Origin of the sequence: Pseudomonas sp. SJZ077, from assembly GCF_007993905.1 — a bacterium.
Classification (GTDB): domain Bacteria; phylum Pseudomonadota; class Gammaproteobacteria; order Pseudomonadales; family Pseudomonadaceae; genus Aquipseudomonas; species Aquipseudomonas mandelii.
The window spans coordinates 187,884-206,641 of record NZ_VIUJ01000008.1; the positions used below are offsets into that span (position 1 = coordinate 187,884).

The 18,758-nt window shown below is 56.9% G+C and carries 14 protein-coding genes and 1 pseudogene; 9 read left to right on the plus strand and 6 right to left on the minus strand.

Annotated elements, in window-relative coordinates; translation table 11 throughout:
* Window position 1: 1 nt before the first annotated feature.
* Window positions 2-1,075, minus strand: coding sequence for a diguanylate cyclase (locus FBY01_RS14760; RefSeq protein WP_145308228.1), 1,074 nt, complete (start codon window positions 1,073-1,075; stop codon window positions 2-4).
* 182 nt (window positions 1,076-1,257) lie between these two features.
* Here FBY01_RS14760 and FBY01_RS14765 point away from each other — a divergent pair, with 182 nt between their 5' ends.
* The 3 genes from FBY01_RS14765 to FBY01_RS14775 all read left to right on the plus strand — a co-directional run bounded on the left by FBY01_RS14765 (window position 1,258) and on the right by FBY01_RS14775 (window position 5,251).
* The gene (locus tag FBY01_RS14765) at window positions 1,258-2,712 is read left to right on the plus strand and encodes an NAD(P)/FAD-dependent oxidoreductase (protein WP_145308226.1); all 1,455 of its coding nucleotides are present in this window, start codon (window positions 1,258-1,260) and stop codon (window positions 2,710-2,712) included.
* A gap of 22 nt (window positions 2,713-2,734) precedes the next feature.
* Entirely contained in the window at window positions 2,735-3,682 is a 948-nt protein-coding gene (locus FBY01_RS14770; RefSeq protein WP_102595353.1) for an alpha/beta fold hydrolase, read from the plus strand.
* 177 nt (window positions 3,683-3,859) lie between these two features.
* Window positions 3,860-5,251, plus strand: a complete 1,392-nt coding sequence (locus FBY01_RS14775) for a VOC family protein (protein ID WP_145308224.1) — start codon at window positions 3,860-3,862, stop codon at window positions 5,249-5,251.
* 171 nt (window positions 5,252-5,422) lie between these two features.
* On the opposite strand, the gene FBY01_RS14780 is transcribed toward FBY01_RS14775, so the two are convergent.
* Window positions 5,423-6,100, minus strand: a complete 678-nt coding sequence (locus FBY01_RS14780; RefSeq protein WP_145308222.1) for a type 1 glutamine amidotransferase domain-containing protein — start codon at window positions 6,098-6,100, stop codon at window positions 5,423-5,425.
* Between the two features lie 416 nt (window positions 6,101-6,516).
* Between FBY01_RS14780 and FBY01_RS14785 the strand changes: the two genes are divergently transcribed.
* The 6 genes from FBY01_RS14785 to FBY01_RS14815 all read left to right on the plus strand — a co-directional run bounded on the left by FBY01_RS14785 (window position 6,517) and on the right by FBY01_RS14815 (window position 16,618).
* Window positions 6,517-7,032, plus strand: coding sequence for an Hcp family type VI secretion system effector (locus tag FBY01_RS14785; protein WP_033058787.1), 516 nt, complete (start codon window positions 6,517-6,519; stop codon window positions 7,030-7,032).
* A 131-nt stretch (window positions 7,033-7,163) separates the two neighbouring features.
* A complete protein-coding gene (gene tssI, locus FBY01_RS14790; RefSeq protein WP_145308220.1) occupies window positions 7,164-9,206 on the plus strand; it encodes a type VI secretion system tip protein VgrG in 2,043 nt (680 codons plus the stop codon).
* Window positions 9,196-9,936: a DUF4123 domain-containing protein gene (locus FBY01_RS14795; RefSeq protein WP_145308218.1), complete on the plus strand. Its 741-nt coding sequence runs from the start codon at window positions 9,196-9,198 to the stop codon at window positions 9,934-9,936. The genes tssI and FBY01_RS14795 overlap by 11 nt, the downstream gene beginning before the upstream one ends.
* On the plus strand, window positions 9,933-14,909 hold the full coding sequence (locus FBY01_RS14800; RefSeq protein WP_145308216.1) for an RHS repeat-associated core domain-containing protein: 4,977 nt from the start codon (window positions 9,933-9,935) through the stop codon (window positions 14,907-14,909). The genes FBY01_RS14795 and FBY01_RS14800 overlap by 4 nt, the downstream gene beginning before the upstream one ends.
* A complete protein-coding gene (locus FBY01_RS14805) occupies window positions 14,906-15,376 on the plus strand; it encodes a hypothetical protein (protein ID WP_145308214.1) in 471 nt (156 codons plus the stop codon). The genes FBY01_RS14800 and FBY01_RS14805 overlap by 4 nt, the downstream gene beginning before the upstream one ends.
* A 639-nt stretch (window positions 15,377-16,015) precedes the next feature.
* Window positions 16,016-16,618 carry a hypothetical protein gene (locus FBY01_RS14815; RefSeq protein WP_145308212.1) on the plus strand — a complete coding sequence of 201 codons (603 nt, stop codon included), beginning with the start codon at window positions 16,016-16,018 and terminating at the stop codon, window positions 16,616-16,618.
* A gap of 91 nt (window positions 16,619-16,709) precedes the next feature.
* Here FBY01_RS14815 and FBY01_RS32130 read toward each other — a convergent pair.
* The 4 genes and pseudogenes from FBY01_RS32130 to FBY01_RS14830 all read right to left on the minus strand — a co-directional run.
* Window positions 16,710-17,353, minus strand: a pseudogene (locus FBY01_RS32130) (VanW family protein); the annotation flags it as partial.
* Window positions 17,354-17,657: 304 nt separating this feature from the next.
* The gene (locus FBY01_RS14825) at window positions 17,658-18,236 is read right to left on the minus strand and encodes a hypothetical protein (RefSeq protein ID WP_145308210.1); all 579 of its coding nucleotides are present in this window, start codon (window positions 18,234-18,236) and stop codon (window positions 17,658-17,660) included.
* A gap of 86 nt (window positions 18,237-18,322) precedes the next feature.
* Window positions 18,323-18,496: a hypothetical protein gene (locus tag FBY01_RS31565; RefSeq protein ID WP_178113254.1), complete on the minus strand. Its 174-nt coding sequence runs from the start codon at window positions 18,494-18,496 to the stop codon at window positions 18,323-18,325.
* Window positions 18,497-18,507: 11 nt separating this feature from the next.
* Window positions 18,508-18,750 (minus strand): hypothetical protein, encoded by a 243-nt coding sequence (locus tag FBY01_RS14830; RefSeq protein ID WP_145308208.1) that lies wholly within the window; start codon window positions 18,748-18,750, stop codon window positions 18,508-18,510.
* Window positions 18,751-18,758 lie beyond the last annotated feature (8 nt).

Genomic DNA, 18,758 nt, shown 5'->3' on the forward strand with positions numbered 1-18,758 from the left:
CTCAGACCGGGTCGAGCAGCTCGTGATGGGGTTTGCCGTCTATGCGGTAGATCACGCGGTTGCGGCCGGTGGTCTTGGCTTGGTAGAGCGCCTGGTCGGCATCATTGAGCCACAACGTGGCGTCGGTGTGTGACGGGTCGAATGCCGCCAGGCCAATGCTCAAGCTGACTTTCAGCGCCGGGTTCTGCTCGTAGCCCAGGGTCGCGAAGCGATCACGCAAGGCGTCCATGGCAGCCGCTGCGCTGTCGAGGGGCAAATCCGGGAGGAGCACGCAGAATTCGTCGCCACCATAGCGCCCCGCCACATCGGTCGCCCGCAGGTTCTGCTTGAGCATCTTGCTCAGTTGCCGCAGCACGATGTCCCCGGCGACGTGGCCGTAGGTGTCATTGATGGTCTTGAAATGGTCGATGTCGATCAACGCAATCGCCCCGCCCTGCTGCTGGCGTTGGCAACGCTGGAATTCAACTTCCAGCTGGTCTTTCCAGGCGCCATGGTTCAGCAGGCCAGTGAGGCTGTCGGTACGGCTCAGGGCCAGCAATTCGCGCTTTTGGCGGCCCAGGGTGGTGGCCTGTTGAAAACAGATCCAGCCCAGCGCCAGCGGATACAGGCTCAGCAAGGGCAGACAGGCGTAGAGCTGCAACGGGCTGGTTTGCGCAACGAAGGCCGGTGTGAACACCAACAGGCCGACACCCACCCCGAGAATCTGCGCAACCGTGCCCACCAGCAGGAACCGCAAACCGCCGATCGCCACGTTGTTCATGGCCATCATGGACAGCGTCGCCGCGCTCGGCAGTGGATTGAACTGCATGGCGGCGACCCAGAATCCACCGAGAAAGGCGTCGACGAGAATGTTGCGATGTTCGGCGTGAAACGGCACCTTCGCACGACGCGCCCATTGATAGGCAACATGCGGCCAGAGCACGCCATTGACCACCATCAGCACCCAGACCCACGGCGCCGGGTTGAGTGGATACATCGCCGCGCCTACGCACAACAGCCCCAAGGCCAGGCCCAGGGTTCGCGATGTATAGAGCCTTCTGGCCAGTGAAAGCCCTTTTCGTCCCGTTTTTCCCATAAGGGCCTCTGCGTCACACAACGGAACCCGACAAAACACGGGGTGCGGGTGTGGTGGGAGTCTATCAGGGCAACGTTAAATAGCCATCACCGGCGGGCAGCCTGAATCCTGCGCAGTCTTTGTGGGCCATGTTTGGGCTATACATGAAGGAAGAGTTGGATAAACAACGATAAAGGAGACCCATGCAGACTTTTCAGGTGTTGATCATCGGCAGCGGTTTTGGCGGTCAGTGCGCGGCGATCAATCTGCTCAAGGCAGGCATCGACGATTTTCGCCTGCTGGAACGACGGGACTTTTTTGGCGGCACCTGGTGCCAGAACACCTACCCCGGCGCGGCCGTCGATGTGCCCTCGCCCCTCTATTCGCTGTCCTTCGCCCCTTACCGCTGGACGCAAATGTTCGCCGGTCAGGCTGAACTGCATCACTACACCCAGTACGTGGTCGAGCACTTCGGCCTGCGGGACAAGGTCGAACTGCAAGCCAATGTCGAGCGCATCGAATGGGACGCCGACGGCCAGCGCTGGGCGGTGCACACCGGCGCCAAAGGCACGTTTTACGCGCAGTTCCTGATCAACGCGACGGGGCCGCTGAGTCAACCGGTGGTGCCTCATTTCGAAGGCCAGGAACGCTTCCAGGGCAAGACGTTTCACACCAACAACTGGGATCACACCTTCGATTACCGGCACAAACGTGTCGCCATCGTCGGCAGCGGCGCCAGTGCGGCCCAGGTCATTCCGACCATTGCCCCAGACGTCGAGCACCTGCATGTGTTCCAGCGTACGCCGCACTGGGTGTTGCCCCGCGCCGACCGTACCTTCGGGCCTTTCCAGCGTTGGCTGCTGGGCCTCAAACCGGCATACAAACTGCTGCGCTGGATGCTCTACTGGCAGTTCGAAACCCGGGTGATTGCCTTCAAATACTCGAAACCGGCGATCCGCATGGTCCAGCAACACGCCCTGCGCTTCCTCAAGCGCCAGGTGCCTGACCCCGAATTGCGTCGCAAACTGACACCGGACTTCACCATCGGCTGCAAGCGAGTGATCGTCTCTAGCACCCTCTACCCGGCACTCGGGCGCAGCAACGTGACGCTGCACAGCCGCGAACAAGGCATCGCGTCCATCGACGAAACCGGCATCGTCACCCAGGACGGTCAGCACATCGACCTGGACCTGATCGTCTGGTCCACCGGGTACGACGCCACCGACGGGGTGATTTCCTACCCGGTCACCGGTAAAAAAGGCACCCGGCTCAAAGACGTCTGGGCCCAGTACCCGCGGGCTTATCTGGGCACCAGCCTGCCGGACTTCCCCAACTTGTTTATCGTCACCGGGCCCAATACCGGCATCGGCCACACCTCGGCGCTGTTCATCATCGAGTCACAGATGAATTACATCCTCGATTGCATCCGCACGCTGAAAGAAAAGGGTTTGCGCAGCATCGAAGTACGCCCCGAGGCAGAACGTACCTACACTGAGATGATCCACCGTGAAATGGAGCGTACCGTCTGGAAGTCCGGGGGCTGCCACAGTTGGTATCAAAGCAAGAGCGGTCATGTGATCGCCATGTTCCCGGGGTTCAGTTTCAGCTATCACCGGTTGACCCGGGCACTGAAACCCGCCGACCACATTTTGTCCTGAACACGTAAAAGGAAGATGCCTGATGCTTGTGTTGGTTGTCCTTATCGCGGTTTTTGTGGCCTGGAGCTGGCTGAGTTACCCGGCCATCGGCTATTGGCTCTATGACCTGAATATGGCCCTGGAAGCCAAGCTGTATCGGCTGCACAAAATCGTCGTACCCATCACGGAAATGACCGTCTCGACCTGGCAAGGCGGGCCCTATGAAGCGTCCAGCAGTGTGCTGATGCTGCACGGCTACAGCGCCGACAAGAACATCTGGCTGCGCTTCGCCCGGCACTTTGTCGGCAACCATCGGGTGATCATCCCGGACATCGCCGGTCATGGCGAAACCGGCTTCAAGGCCGGTGGGGGCTATGACATCCCGCTGCAGGCCAAGCGGATGATTCAGCTGCTGGACGTTTGCGGAGTCGAAAAGGTCCATGTGATCGGCAATTCGATGGGCGGCTACATCGCCGCGTGGCTGGCGGCGACGTACCCGGACCGGATTGCCTCCGTCGCCCTGATCGACCCGGCTGGCGTCACCGCCCCCGAGGCCAGCGACCTGGAGCGACATCTGGCCAAGGGGCACAACCCGTTTCTGATCAACTCGCGGGAAGAATTCCAGCGCTTCTACGCGATGACCATGGCCGAGCCACCGTGGGTGCCGGGCGTGGTGCTGGACGCCATCGCCCAGCGTTATGAACAGAGTCGTGATGAGCTGGAAGAAATCTTCAACGACTTCCGCGCCAGCCCGCCGATGGAGCCCAAACTCCCAGACATCAAGTGCCCGGCGCTGCTGCTGTGGGGGCGCAAGGACCGTCTGATCGATGTCAGCAGCGTGGCGGTCTGGAGTAAAGGCATTGCTGATTTGCGCGTGGACATCTGGGACCACATTGGCCATATGCCGATGGTCGAACAACCGGCCAATACGGCGCGGTTGTATCGGGAGTTCCTCGGATCGCTGCGTTCGGAGAGCCGTTCGCACCTGTAATCCCCAATCAATCCTGCGGGACCGCCGCCCGCTCGCTCCTACAGGGGTTGTGGGCAACCAATAGTGCGAAGCAGTCCTTGGCAGAATGAAGTCCGTAAGATTCTTCGTTTGTCGGCGTTGCAGAAGGCTGCGATCTTTTCCCCCATCCTTCACGTCACCGCGCCAGGAATTTTTTTCATGAGCCACCCAAGCTTCGTCAGCCCTGACCTGATCCGCCAACGCTTCTCCAAAGCGATGTCCGACATGTACCGCGAAGAAGTGCCGCTGTACGGTGCGCTGATGAAGCTGGTGGAGCAGACCAACCGTCACGTGCTCGACAGCGATCCGCAGGTGGCCCGCCAGTTGAACAGCACCGGCGAAATCGAGCGGCTGGACCTGGAGCGTCACGGCGCAATCCGCGTCGGTACCGCTGGCGAACTGGCCACCCTCGCCCGATTGTTCGCGGTCATGGGCATGCAACCCGTGGGCTATTACGACCTGACCCCGGCCGGCGTGCCGGTGCACTCCACCGCGTTCCGCGCCGTGCATGAAACCGCCCTGCAAGTCAGCCCGTTCCGGGTGTTCACCTCACTGCTGCGCCTGGAACTGATCGAAGACCTGGAGCTGCGAGCCTTCGCTCAATCGGTGCTGGATAAACGCCAGATCTTCACCCCGACAGCCCTTGCCCTGATCGACCGCGCCGAAACCGCAGGCGGTCTGAACGAACAAGAGGCGCAGGACTTCGTCGAACAGGCGCTTGAAACCTTCCGCTGGCACCACAGCGCAACCGTCACCGCCGAGCAGTACCAGAAACTCAGCGCACAGCATCGCCTGATTGCCGATGTGGTCGCGTTCAAAGGCCCGCACATCAATCACCTGACGCCGCGTACCCTGGACATCGACATCGTCCAGGCGCAAATGCCCGCCCACGGCATCACGCCCAAAGCCGTGATCGAAGGCCCGCCCCGCCGTCAGTGCCCGATCCTGCTGCGCCAGACCAGTTTCAAGGCGCTCGACGAGCCGATTGCCTTCACCGATCAAGCCGGGACACGTGGCAGCCACAGCGCACGCTTCGGTGAAATCGAACAGCGCGGCGCGGCGCTCACCCCGAAAGGCCGGGCACTTTACGACCGCCTGCTCAACGCAGCCCGTGATGAGTTGCAGGACTTCCCCAACGAGGCCAATGCCGCACGCTACAACGCGCTGATGACGCAGCACTTTGCAGAATTCCCTGACACGTATGAAGGCATGCGCCAACAGGAACTGGCGTACTTTCGTTATTTCGTCACGGAAAAAGGCCTGGAGGCGGATGAGCTGAAATCGTTGTCGCTAGACGATTTGCTCAGCGGCGGGTACTTGCGGGTCGAACCGTTGGTGTATGAAGATTTTCTGCCGGTCAGTGCGGCGGGGATTTTCCAGTCGAACCTGGGGGATGCGGCGCAGGTGAATTATGGCGTGCATTCGAACCAGCAGGCCTTTGAACAGGCGCTGGGGCGGCCGACCATTGATGAATTGGGCTTGTATGCCGAGACGCAGCGGCGTTCGATCGAGCAGTGTTTTGAGACTTCGAGATTGTCGCGTCTGATTTGACTCAACGAACTGCCAGCCGATTGCAATGTGTGGCGAGGGAGCTTGCTCCCGCTTGAGTGCGCAGCACTCACAAAATCTCCGTCATACGTAGAATTTTTGGGGCCGCTTCGCAGCCCAGCGCGAGCAAGCTCGCTCGCCACATAGAATCTTCAATCCGCTGAGATTCCGTGTTTAGCGGAGTTTTGCCAACAACGCCTCAGCGGCAGCCTCGGACGACGCCGGGTTTTGCCCGGTGATCAGCAGGCCATCGGTGAGCACATAACTTGCCCAATCCGCGCCCTTGGAATACTCACCGCCCTTCTCCTTCAGCATGTCCTCCACCAGAAACGGCACGACCTTCGTCAGTTGCACCGCCTCTTCCTCAGTGTTGGTGAACCCCGTCACCCGCTTACCTTTGACCAATGGCTGGCCATCCGCACCCTTGACGTGACGCAGCACACCCGGTGCGTGGCAAACGGCCGCGACCGGTTTATCCGCCTTGATGAACGCTTCGATCAGCGCGATCGAGTTCTTGTCTTCGGTCAGGTCCCACAACGGCCCATGACCGCCCGGGTAGAAAACCGCATCGTAATCTTGAGCTCTCGCGCTGCTCAGAAGCGCGGTAGACGCCAATGCAGACTGGGCTGCGGAGTCTTTGCGAAAGCGATCAGTGGCAGCAGTTTGTGCATCTGGCTCGTCGCTTTTCGGGTCCAACGGCGGCTGGCCACCCTTGGGCGAAACCAGGGTCAGTTGAGCGCCGGCATCCTTAAAGGCGAAGTACGGCGCGGCGAATTCTTCCAGCCAGAAGCCGGTTTTCTTACCCGTGTTGCCCAATTGATCGTGGGACGTTAAAACCATCAGGATTTTCATGTCGTTCTCACTCCACTTCCAGGTTGTTTGGACGCTCGACGGCGCTGTTTTTATGGACCGCTCAGCCCATCGATTCGTTGCACTGAGTTCCAGACACCTTCACGTGATGGCGCAAAGCCTTGCTGTGCAAGAAGTTGCGCACTGCTCGGGTCAAACGCGCTTGCAGGATCGCTGATCGCCCGGCCTGCCAGGCTCTCCGGCCAAGTGCGCAAGTTCTTGCGCAGTGCTGCGCAAGAACTTGCGCACATTCATGCGGCGCTCCTTGCAAAAACCTTCCAGGCACTTTAAAAAAAGTCTCAACACCTTGATTTGTATAGCCTTAACCATTTCTGGCACGGACCTTGATAACAGTCAGGCACCCACCGGGCGATACCGCCTCCCGGGCACCCTCACTATATTCAGCAAGGAGCACATCCATGGCTACTCCAGCGTACATGTCCGTCACTGGCGAAAAACAAGGTCTGATCACCGCCGGCGCATTCACCGCCGACTCGGTTGGCAACACTTATCAAGAAGGTCACGAAGACCAGGTCATGGTTCAGGCTTTCAGCCACGACGTGATCATCCCGCGTGACCCACAGTCCGGCCAGCCAACCGGTCAGCGCGTTCACAAGCCAGTTGTGATCACCAAGGTCTACGACAAGGCTTCGCCACTGCTGCAAGCTGCTCTGACCTCCGGCGAGCGCATGAGCGAAATCGTTATCCAGTGGTACCGCACTTCGGCTCAAGGTACCCAAGAGCACTATTACACCACCAAACTGGAAGACGCGATCATCGTCGCCATCAACAACAAAATGCACAACTGCCAGGATCCGTCGAACTCGCACTTCACTCACCTGGAAGAAGTGCAATTCACCTACCGCAAAATCACCTGGACCCACGAAGTATCCGGTACTTCGGGTTCCGATGACTGGCGTCTGCCGGTCGCCTAAGTCAGGCTGACCGTCACAAGCATCGGCCAGCTCTGCTGGTCGATGTTGTTTCCGCCCTTCCAGAATTTCGCGTCCGTTGACCCGGTTTCCGGGTGTCAGCGCATGCCGCAGCACTGCACGAGGAACAAGGGATGTTCGCGCCGGCCAATCAAACTCACTTTGCCCTGACCATCGAAGGTCTTTCCAGCGACTTCCAGGTCTTTTCCCTGCAAGGTCGGGAAGCCATCAGCCAGCCTTTTGTGTTTGAGGTGGAGCTGGTCAGTGAACAGCCGTCCCTGGACCTCGAGACCCTGCTGCACAAACCGGCCTTTTTGCAGCTCTCGCCTGACGGCAGCGGCATCCATGGCCTGATCTATCGCGCCGCCCAGGGTGATTCCGGCAAACGCCTGACCCGCTACGCGGTGACCCTGCGCCCGCAACTGTCCTACCTTGCGCACCGCATCAACCAACGCATCTTCCAGAACCTCAGCGTGCCGAAAATCATCGGCATGGTCCTTGAAGAGCACGGCATCCAAAGCAACGCCTATGAATTCAAGGTCGGGGCGATCTATCCCGAGCGCATTTACTGCGTTCAGTACGATGAATCGGACCTGCAGTTCATCCAGCGCCTGTGCGAGGAAGAAGGTATCCACTACCACTTCCAGCACAGCGCCACGGCCCACAAACTGGTGTTCGGCGATGACCAGACGGTGTTCCCGAAACTCGCACCCGTGGCCTACCAGCAAGACTCCGGCATGGTCGCCAACGACCCGGTGATCAAGCGTTTCGATCTGCGCCTGGAAACCCGCACCAGCCGCACCACCCGCCGCGACTACGACTTCGAAAAACCGCGCCTGACCCTCGAAAGCGAAAACCGCGGCGACGCCCTGCCCGACCTCGAAGACTACGACTACCCCGGTCGCTTCATCGACCGCGATCGCGGCAAACACCTGGCCAAGCGCAACCTGGAACGCCACCGCAGCGACTTCCAACTTGCCGAAGGCAAAAGCGATCAGCCGTTGCTGGTCAGCGGCCATTTCCTGGCCCTGACCCAACACCCGAAAGCCAAATGGAACGACCTGTGGCTGCTGACCGAAGTCCTGCACGAAGGCAAACAGCCGCAAGTGCTGGAAGAGTCGGTGACCAGCGACACCACCAGCCTCAAGGGCGATTTCCACCAGGGTTATCGCAACCGCTTCCAGGCCACCCCATGGGACGTGCCGAACCGTCCGCCGCTGACGCAAAAGAAACCGCGCATCCTCGGCAGCCAAAGCGCCGTGGTCACCGGGCCCAAGGGTGAAGAGATCCACTGCGACCAGTATGGTCGCGTCAAAGTGCAATTCCACTGGGACCGCGAAGGCCAGGCCGACGACAAGACCAGCTGCTGGCTGCGCGTCTCCTCTGCCTGGGCCGGCGCCCACTACGGCGGCATCGCCATCCCGCGGATCGGCATGGAAGTGCTCGTCACCTTCCTCGAAGGCGACCCCGACCAACCACTGATCAGCGGCTGCCTGTACCACAAGGAAAACGTCGTCCCCTACCCGCTGCCGGCGAACAAAACCCGCAGCACTTTCAAAACCCTGAGCTCCAAGGGCGGTGGCGGCTTCAACGAACTGCGCATCGAAGACAAAAAAGGCCAGGAACAAATCTTCCTCCACGCCCAGCGCGACTGGGACGAAAACGTCGAACACGACCAGAAAATCCGCGTCGGCAACGAACGCCACGACACCGTCGAGCAAAACAGCTACAGCGAATTCAAGGCCGAAGAACACCACACCGTCTACGCCGACCGCAAAGTCGAAGCCCGGGCCAACGACCACCTGACCGTGGGCGTGAACCAGCACATCAAGATTGGCACCGGGCAATTCATCGACGCGGGCCAGGAGATTCACCTGAGCAGCGGCATGAAAGTCGTGTTGGAAGCGGGCAGTGAGTTGACGCTGATCGGGGGTGGCAGCTTTATCAAGATCGATGCTGGCGGCGTGACCATGAGCGGGCCGGTGATCAACATGAACTCCGGGGGGGGGCCGGGTAGCGGGACCGGGTCTGCGCCGTTGTTGCCGGGGGTGTTGAAGCAGGCGGATGCGGATAAGGCGGGTGCGGTGTTGACGCCGGCGCAGATCAATACGCTGAAGCGCAATGCGCCGTTTTGTGAAGAGTGCGAGAAGTGTAAGGCAGGTGCTTGTGCGATCTGATCTGTTGACGCCACAAGCGTGGCTTGCTGAAAAACCGTTGCAAGCAGACGAACGCCTGTACCTGATCGTCAGCGCCGCCAGCGATGCCGAACCACTCAAGGCTTTTTATCAGCAAGAGATGGCACCGGAACTGATACCCATCTGGGGTGGCACGCCTTACGCCGATTGGCAGCCCGTCATGCCTTATCTCGCCGAGCTGAAGCCAAACGCTGGTTTTATGCAGTGGATTACCGAAACCGATGCTGAGGATTGGGGCTGGTTGGCGGTATCCACCAGCAACCCAAATGTAGTGCTCGAACACCTTCGCAGTTTGACTCAAGTGTTCATGCCCGACGGGACCGAGGTGTTTTTCCGGTTCTGGGATGGGCGGCACATCTTCCCGATTCTTGAAGGGCTAGGTGCAGGAGCCGGTGAGCTTTTACCAGTGTTCGACCGCTACCTGATCAATGGCCAAAAACTGGACGTGGGACCGAGAGGCGTGCCACCGGCCAAGGCTTGGCCGTGGTGGGAAGTGCCACAGAAGCTGCTCGATACGCTGGCGGAAAAAGACCACAGCACCGTCGTCGACAACCTGATGCAGTGGCTGGGCGAGGACTGCCCTGAACTGTTCTTTGCCTTCCCCGAAAGTAATTTGCGCCACAAGGTCGAGCGTTTCGTCCGCCAACAACCCAACACAGAAGATATGGCAGAGCGTCTTGCTGCTCAGCTGACAAAGGAAGTCACGTCATGAATACCCCGATTGGTACCTTGGTCCTGCGCGTGCTGGACGCCAAAACGCCTGACGTGAATCTGATTCTCAAAGATTTCAAGAACTGCCTGAGCGATTACAAGGAGTGGGCGGACGGTTTCCTCACTGGTTGGGCACTGGATGTCGACCAGACATTCAAAGTCGGCAATGAAGTCAGCCTCACCAAACGCAAGACCAAAACCGGCGCAGTCGAGACCTACGCGACCTGCCCCCTGGCGGGCGACTTCACCCTGATCCACATGTTCGAGTCAGCGCGTTTCGTCCCCATCGGCAACACGCCAGTGAAATTGGAGCCTGTCACCAAAGGCGCGCTCTACGACGACGTCACCGGCCCTGTTATTGAAACGACTATAGGCCCCAGCGGCATCAAGGTGATCGACGGCTGCAAGAAAGGCCAGATGTACCGCATCACCTTTTTCCCCAACGTTTCCCAGAGCGACGTCAAAGCGCTCTACGATTCCTATCAGGGCGTAATCGGCAATCTCGAAGGCTGGCTGCAAAGTGAATGGTCGGGCAAGTTCCAGCCACAGTGGGCCAGCTACTCGGCGGCCGACCGCATGGGCCGTTCGGTCATTCTGTTGAAACAAGCGATGGATGGCCTGGAGAAAGCATTGCTCAGGCTGTGGGACGACATCAAAAGCCTGTTCGAACTGCTCGCACATCCGAAGGAAAACCTTGAGAAACTGCGTAAATACTTGTCGGACGTCGAAATCGACAAGCTCTATGCGGCCTCCAAGGAGTCCATTGCGTCAGGCCTGTTGATCCTCAGTGACGAACCACTGATGTTCATCTACGTTTCGGCAATTGTCGCCTGGGTCGGCATGTTGCCTCCGCAGGTCATTGTCGACGTGGTGACGGCGATCGCAGCAGAGTTCCTGATCAACGTGGTGCTGGGCATCTGCCTCACCGGTGGCGCCGGGATCGCGGTGCGGGTGGGCACCAAAGCCCTTTCCACCGTCAAGTCGGGTACAGCCATCAAGTACCTTGAGGAACTGGCCGCGAAACTGATGACGTTGAGCGGCAAGCACAGCCTGCCGGCACACGCTGAAGTGTCGAAACCGTTGATTGCCAGCGCCAAGAATGTGCCGATGAAGCCTACCAAAACGGCGGCGATTAAAATCGACGAGGCTGCCGCCAACGGGTCCAAAAGTCAGGTTCCGAAAACCACGGATACGCCGAAGCAGGAAGTGAAAGACGCTTCTTCGTTTCCGCGTGGCAAGAAAGAAAAACAGACCACCCTCACACCCAAGGAAAAGGTCGACGACGTTCCGACGCAGTCGAAGACGCCCGACGATAAAAGCGCCACCTGCGCCAAGAAAACCTGCACCAATGGTTGCCCCGTGTCGATGGTTACGGGCGAAGAGTTGCTGACCCTGACCGATGGCGAACTCGGCGGTTTGCTGCCCTTCAGCTGGACGCGACTCTATCGCACCAGCGCCGCAGAAATCGATTGCGGCCTCGGCTACGGCTGGAGCCATGCCTTGGCCCAACGCGTCGACATCCACGACGACGAAGTCCTCTGGACCGACCATGAGAACCGTGTCACCACGTTCCCGCTGCCAAGCGTGCAGCGTCCAGCGATCACCAATAGCCTCTCGGAAGCGGCCATTTTCATCGGTGACGACCCTTCCGAGCTGGTGCTCACACAGGCCGGTGAACGCAAGCAGTTTTACCACTTCCGCTACAACAGCAAGGGCGCCACGCTAATCGCCATCAGCGACGATTACGGCAATCGCCTGCACATCACCCGTGACATCCACGGGCGAATCAAGCGTGTCGATAACGGTGCCGGTCGCGCCCTCCTCGTGCGTTATGACCGCAGGCACATCGTTGCCATCGACTATCAGCAGTTCAGCCCGGCGGACAATCTGGAAGATGCCTGGAGTACCGTTCAGACTCTGGTCACCTATGGCTACGATGCCCAGCACCGCCTGATCGAAGCCCGAAACGCAGCGGGCGAAGCAGAACGCTACGCCTACAACGATCAAAACGTCATTCTTGAGCGCCAACTGGCCGGTGGCGCGAGTTTCTACTGGGAATGGGAAAAGGAAGGCAAGTCGGCACGCTGCATCCATCACTGGGCAAGCTTCTCGCAGATGGACGCGCATTACGCCTGGGATGACAAGGGCAGCGTCACGGTTACCAACGCGGACGGCAGCGAAGAAATCTACACCCACGACGATCAGGCTCGACTGGTCGCCAAGGTTGACCCGGATGGTGCCGAACACCTCAAGGCCTACGATGACAAGGGCCGGTTGATTGCCGAAAAAGATCCACTCGGAGCAGTTACCGAATACCAGTACAACGAAGCCGGCCGACTGGTCGCGGTGATTCCACCGGAAGACGCTCCCACCACTTACGAGTACTACCACGGGTTCGTCCGTGTAGTGAACCGTGGTCCGGCCACCTGGACCTACTGGCGCAACGATCAGGGCGACATCACCGAACAAATCGACCCGGACGGCAACTCCACCCACTACAGCTACAACCGCCAGGGCCGTCTGCTGGAGATTCGTCATCCTGATGGCAGTCGCCACCAACTGGGCTGGAACAACCTTGGCCAACTGCTCGAAGAACAGCTTCCCGACGGCGGCCAGCGCAAGTATCGCTACGACGCGTTGGGCCGACAGATCACGCGTCAGGATGAAAGCGGTGCGATCACCCACTATCAATGGGACGCCGCGAACCGCCTCGCGCAAATCACTCTGCCCGGCGGTGCAACCCGTGCGCTCACCTATAACGCTTACGGCAAAGTCACCGCCGAACGCGATGAACTGGGCCGCGTCACCCGCTACGAGTATGCGGATAACCTGCATCTGGTCAGCCGTCGCATCAACCCGGACGGCAGCCAACTGCGTTACCACTACGACAACTCGCGCCTGTTGCTCAGCGAGATCGAAAACGAACGTGGCGAGCACTACCATCTCGATTACTACCCCAACGGCCTGATCCAGCAGGAAACCGGCTTCGACGGTCGCCGCACCGCTTACGAGTACGACCTCAACGGCCAACTGCTGAAGAAAACCGAATTTGGCGACGACGGTAGCGAACTGATTACCGAGTACCAGCGCGACGCCGCTGGGCGCTTGCTGGTAAAAACCCTGGCCGATGGCGAAGAAATTCACTACAGCTACGATGCATTGGGTCGCCTGGTTAACGTCGACGACGGCCACTGGCCTCTCGCCTACGAATACGATCTGCAAGACCGACTGATCACCGAACACCAAGGCTGGGGCACCACGCGTTACGAGTACGACAAACTCGGCCAACTGAGCCACTGCCGCCTCCCCGACGGCAGCAAACTCGACTACCGCCACCAATCCGGCGGTCGCCTGAGCAGCATCGACCTCAACGGCTCGCGCCTGACCACTCACCAGTTCAGCGCCGGCCGCGAGCAGCAACGTCAACAAGGCCTGCTGCTCAGCCAATACCAGTACGACGAACAAGGCCGACTGCAAGCCCACACGGTGGGTCAGCAAGATCGCAACCTGTTCCAGCGGCGCTACGCCTACGATGCCAATGGCAACCTTGCGGGCATCGACGACAGCCGCAAAGGCAATCGCAGCTACCACTACGACCCGCTCGACCGACTGATCAACGTCCGCGGCACCACCCCGGAAAGCTTTGCCCACGACCCGGCGGGCAACCTCCTGGGCCAGGGCGACCAGCCAACCGCAAACCTGGCCAACGTCAAAGGCAACCGCCTGCTCATGCAGGGCGACCGCCACTACGATTACGACGCCTACGGCAACCTGGCGCGCGAACGTCGAGGAGCCGGCCAGAAACTCGTCACCGAATACCGTTACGACTGCCAGCACCGCCTGATCGGCGTCAGCCTCCCCGGCGGCAGCAATGCAACCTACAAATACGACGCCTTTGGCCGCCGCATCTCCAAAACCGTCGATGGCCACACCACGCAATTCCTGTGGCAAGGCGAACGCCTCATCGCCGAGAGCGCCGACAACCGCTATCGCAGCTACATCTACGAACCGGGCACCTTCCGCCCATTGGCCATGCTCGATGGTGAAGGCCCGCTCAAAGCCGAGCCGTTCTACTACCAACTCGACCACCTCGGCACCCCGCAGGAACTCACCGACTACAGCGGCCAGATCATGTGGTCGGCGAAATACCGCGCCTACGGCAACCTCGCCACCCTCGACGTCGCCGAAATCGACAACCCGTTGCGCTTCCAGGGTCAGTACTTCGATGGGGAAACGGGCTTACATTACAACCGGCATCGCTACTACAATCCCGGGACCGGGCGGTATTTGACGCCGGATCCGATCAAGCTGGCTGGGGGGTTGAATAACTACCAGTACGTGCCTAATCCTACGGGGTGGGTGGATCCGTTGGGGTTGAGTTCAGGATGTCCGGGGCCTGATTGCAAGATACCTAGTAACTCTGCGAATGCGACCAAGCCTGATCATTTGCCAATGAGTCAGGAAAAATTCGACGAAATTATTGACATGAATAAGGCTGACCGACCGCCGAATCCTGGTGATTACCTACCAGACAGTTACATCAGCGCTCACCGGGAGCTTTTTGCAAAAGAGGGTGGTTCTTTCATCGCGATCAAAAGTTGGATCGAAGGCGGTCACGCAAATCTGCCACCGCGAAAATTCGTAGGATTGACATCAGAAATGGACGATGTAGTTGCCAAATATCGAGCTGCAGGTAACGACTGGAAAGTACTAAACAAAGAGCTAAATCTCGGATCAAACGATCTGTCGCGCGACACTATATACATAGTAAAGATCAAACCTAACGACCCACGATTCAGATATGAAATGCCGAATGGGCAGGAACGTGGCGCCTATCCAAACGAATGGGTTCCAGGAGGACACACCAAAAGCGGAACAAAAGAAGCAGCTTTAATCGGATCAGAGAGCATCACGCACAACAGCAACCTAGACACATTACTTAGCAACTTCACGGACATTGAAAAACTCCAATGAAAACTACATTCGAAACTGCTTTGGACCAACATGAAATTTCCGACTTCTTTAAAGGAAATGGAATTTACTTCGCTCGAGGATCCGAGTGGGGCGACCACTTACATATAAATAACTGGCAGGGAATGTGCAGCGTTCTAGAAACACAGAAATTCGCACAAAGCTTATTGACCAATATATTTGAAGAGTATGTGAAATACCTCAAAGAAAACTATGAGGACGCAGTCGGATTACTTGCTAATGTATCGGCCTACTACTCAGCAAGAAGCATGTATCCTTTTTTATCGGCGGACAATTACGACCTAATTGACGAGATCAATAACGAAAGCAAGAAAAACATAGCAAAACTAATAAAATTGTTAAGAAAAGAGTACGATATAAAAACCAAAGACTTACAGATGATTTCATTCGAGCAACAGCTTCAAAAACTAAAACGAAATGGCTGCACCATTGATCTTGAAGCTCTTTAAATTACAAAATTGAACAGATTTATGTTCTGCACTCGAAAATAAATCTATCCAATTTTTCGTTCCATTTTTCTTATTTTGAGCCAATTTGATGATTGGGAACAACTTCAATGATCAGTAATTTTGAAAAGGCGCTAAACAGAGATGAATTCCCAGAGTATTTCAGAGGTACCGGCATTTATTTCACAAGAGATCCTGACTGGAGAACTCAGTTACACATCATTAACTGGCAGGGCTTTGCAGCTTTCTCAACACACAAAAAAAACCAGTATCAGTCCTAAAAAATGCATTTGAAAAATACGTAATGACTGTAGACAGCAACGTAGAAGACGTGAACGACCTTCTCGAAAATATAGGGTGCTATTACTATATGCGAAAAAAGGTTCCAGCCTTATCGGAAAATGGATTTGACCTAATCAGGGATATGTCTAGCAAGGAAAAACTGACAATATCTAAATGTATGGAATTCCTGCGCCAAGAAATAAACAAAACGACGAACGCACAGGACATCGAGCTTTACAACAGGCGACTATCAAAGCTGATTAATGATGGCGGACCAACTGATTTAGAGAATCTTTAACAATAAATATCTCCGAAAAAGCGGTTAAATAGACGGATTTATTTCATGACGGGAGCCTACCGATGCCTTATTCCGAACTGAAAAATGCAATTCAGCGTGCCGGCTTCACCATTAGCGAATTCTCGGGCCAGCGAGTATTTTTCGGCTGCTGGTCACTCACTGTCGAAGGTTATGGACAAAGCTACTTGATCGTCAACGAAGGACGTGAGGGTTGGATGATGTTCTATCTTAAGGAATCAGGTGGGGCATTTATTGAGCTGGATAAAAAAGAATCTGCCTGGATGGACGACATTGACAGGGCGACCCAATGCCTTATCTGGCTTTCCGGCTCCCGCCTACCTCAGGAGTCCAAGGTCCGAAATTATTACGTAATTGCCGAAAAGGATCTTGTACCGGAGCTCCCCCATAGTTCTGAGTGGCCAAAGTTGATCGGGTATTGTTACGCCGATGACTATTTTCTTTTTTTTGAAGGCAAGGGACATGGATTGGGTGGATCTGCTGTCCCAGCTCACAAGGCCAATAATGCTGAATGGTTGAAACTTTTCTCTGCGCTAAATGCAGAGTGGTTCTTAGAGTTACTGGAAACTTCCCGGTTCGCGTCGGAAGAAGCATTTATCCTGGCACTGACCGCCAAAATTGGCTCGCTTGAAGCTCGTAAATATTAAGAAAAATTTAGTGTTCAAGCACGCCTGTATCCGCTTCTACAGGCACAAATTTAAACAACAAAAAACGTGAGATCTTATGATCACCCGTTTTTCATCCATTCACCACCAACAAACTCTCCCCAACCTCACACTTAACAACCACCCAATTCCTATAAAGCCGCTCATTCCCCAACACCTCACTCCCCTGCCCTTTACTCCGCACCTCCCGCCAAATCTCATTCCCCCGAAACACCCGCCCACCCTCGCGCAAAAACCGATGCCCAACCTGATAAATGTGATACCACCCCCCCCCCCGCACCCGATCACACAACAATTCCCCTTCCAACTGCTGCTCGCCCACGTTCAACTTCAACTGAAAATGCCGATCCGTCGGGTTATGCAATACCAGATCAACGTAGTTATAAAAAATCGCCGCCCCTGAACCGAATGGCAGTACCCGACCTTCATCAGGAAACCGATCGAAGCTGTGGTTTGACCGCTCCACCACTAAAGGCGGCGACTGAATTGCTACCAAATGACAGGTCCATACCTTCGACGCCGCGTTTGCGGGTCAGTCGGCCGACCGGGCGGCAGAGGGAAAAGTATTCACCCGACGCGATGACTATGCCGTAATTGATGACACGGCCTGTTTGAGGTTGATGACTTTGTTGTGTTGCAGCGCAAAATATCGGAGTTGCCGAGTTTACGGGTCAGCTTGGAGGTGTGTTTGAGGTAGCGAAACGGCAAGCGGGATTCGGCGTTGACGTATTGCTGCAGGTGCGTATCGCACCTGGGAGGTGTTCGCCCAGTGTAATGGCCTCGGCAATCCATGCACTGGTAAAGAGCCTTGCCACTGGGCGAACGGGAAGTATTTTAATGGAAGTTGGCGAAGTTGTCCGCATACATAATCATGAAATTTATCGATACAACATTAATTAAATGTCATCTTAAATATTAATTGTACGACAACAAAAACTCACCAGTTCGACCATTAAAACTGATTGTTCTTATACAAAAAAACTGTACGAGAACAATCAATATATAGAGCTAATACTCAACTTCAGTGTTTGCTGGTCACTGTGAGGATATCGGTGTAGGTCACGACGACACTCTGTCCAACTTTCAGGTCTTTCAATTTTGCTTGAACTTCGGGCCGGACAACGTCGATGGTCTTGGACTGGCCAGCAGGATTTTCAAAGGTCAGCTGGTTTTTCTTCAAGTCGATTTTGGTGATTTTCAGCTGAACCTGCACCTGACGGTAGGCTTCGCCGCCCGGGTTGTCGCTGCCGGGGGCGGCACGGGCTTCGCCGGTGCGCTCGATGGTGCCTGGCAAGCCTTTGTCGACATCGGTGTCGAGGTGGGCGGCGACGGAACTGGTGACCTTGATGTCGACTTGATCGCCGACTTTCAGATTACCGAGGTTTTTCGCCTTATCGGTCAGCTGTACATGGACCTGACGGCCTTCCGGCCCTTCCAGGACAACCCGGTGATTAGCCGCGTCGACCGAGACGACTTTGGTGGTGACTTGATCCGCTTCCACAACGGCAGACAGCGGAATATCCGCAGCCATGGCGCCAAGGCTGGTGGCAGACAGCAAGGTAGCGAGGGTGATGGCTTTCGTCAGTGCGTGGAGTTTCATAAGCATACTTTCCCTGTGATTGGGTGGCAGCAGACGGCTCTGGCCCGAGGGTCAGCGCCGACTGTGCAACTCAGCATAGACGCAGTTCAGGGTTTTTTTGCAGTTTCTTGCGCGGTGGATTCACCGCTTTGCGTGCCCTTGCCGCTTTCCTTGCGCCGGGTCGGATCGGTGGGGCGCAGGGCATCGTTGTCGCGTTCGACTTCGCCGGGTGGTCGCGGATCGTCAGGGTGTTCGGCGGTGTCGGGGGATTGGGGTTTCATGGTGGTTCTCCTCAGGCTTCGGGATCATCGACTTCTTGTGCAACGTTCACCGCGGGCGAGTCTTTGTGGGATTGCTCGGCCTTGGCCTTCAAGGTCTGCCACTGTTCCAGGTCAATGGCGCCCTGCCCCAGCAAGTCGTCGGCCACCCGCAGCAGTTCGCTGTAGTGGGCGTCGGGGGATTGCTGCCAGTAGGCCTTGTCTTCGAACAGGCGCTGCCAGGCATCGAGGTCAGGTGGTTTGAGGTCTTCGCTCATGACGGGCT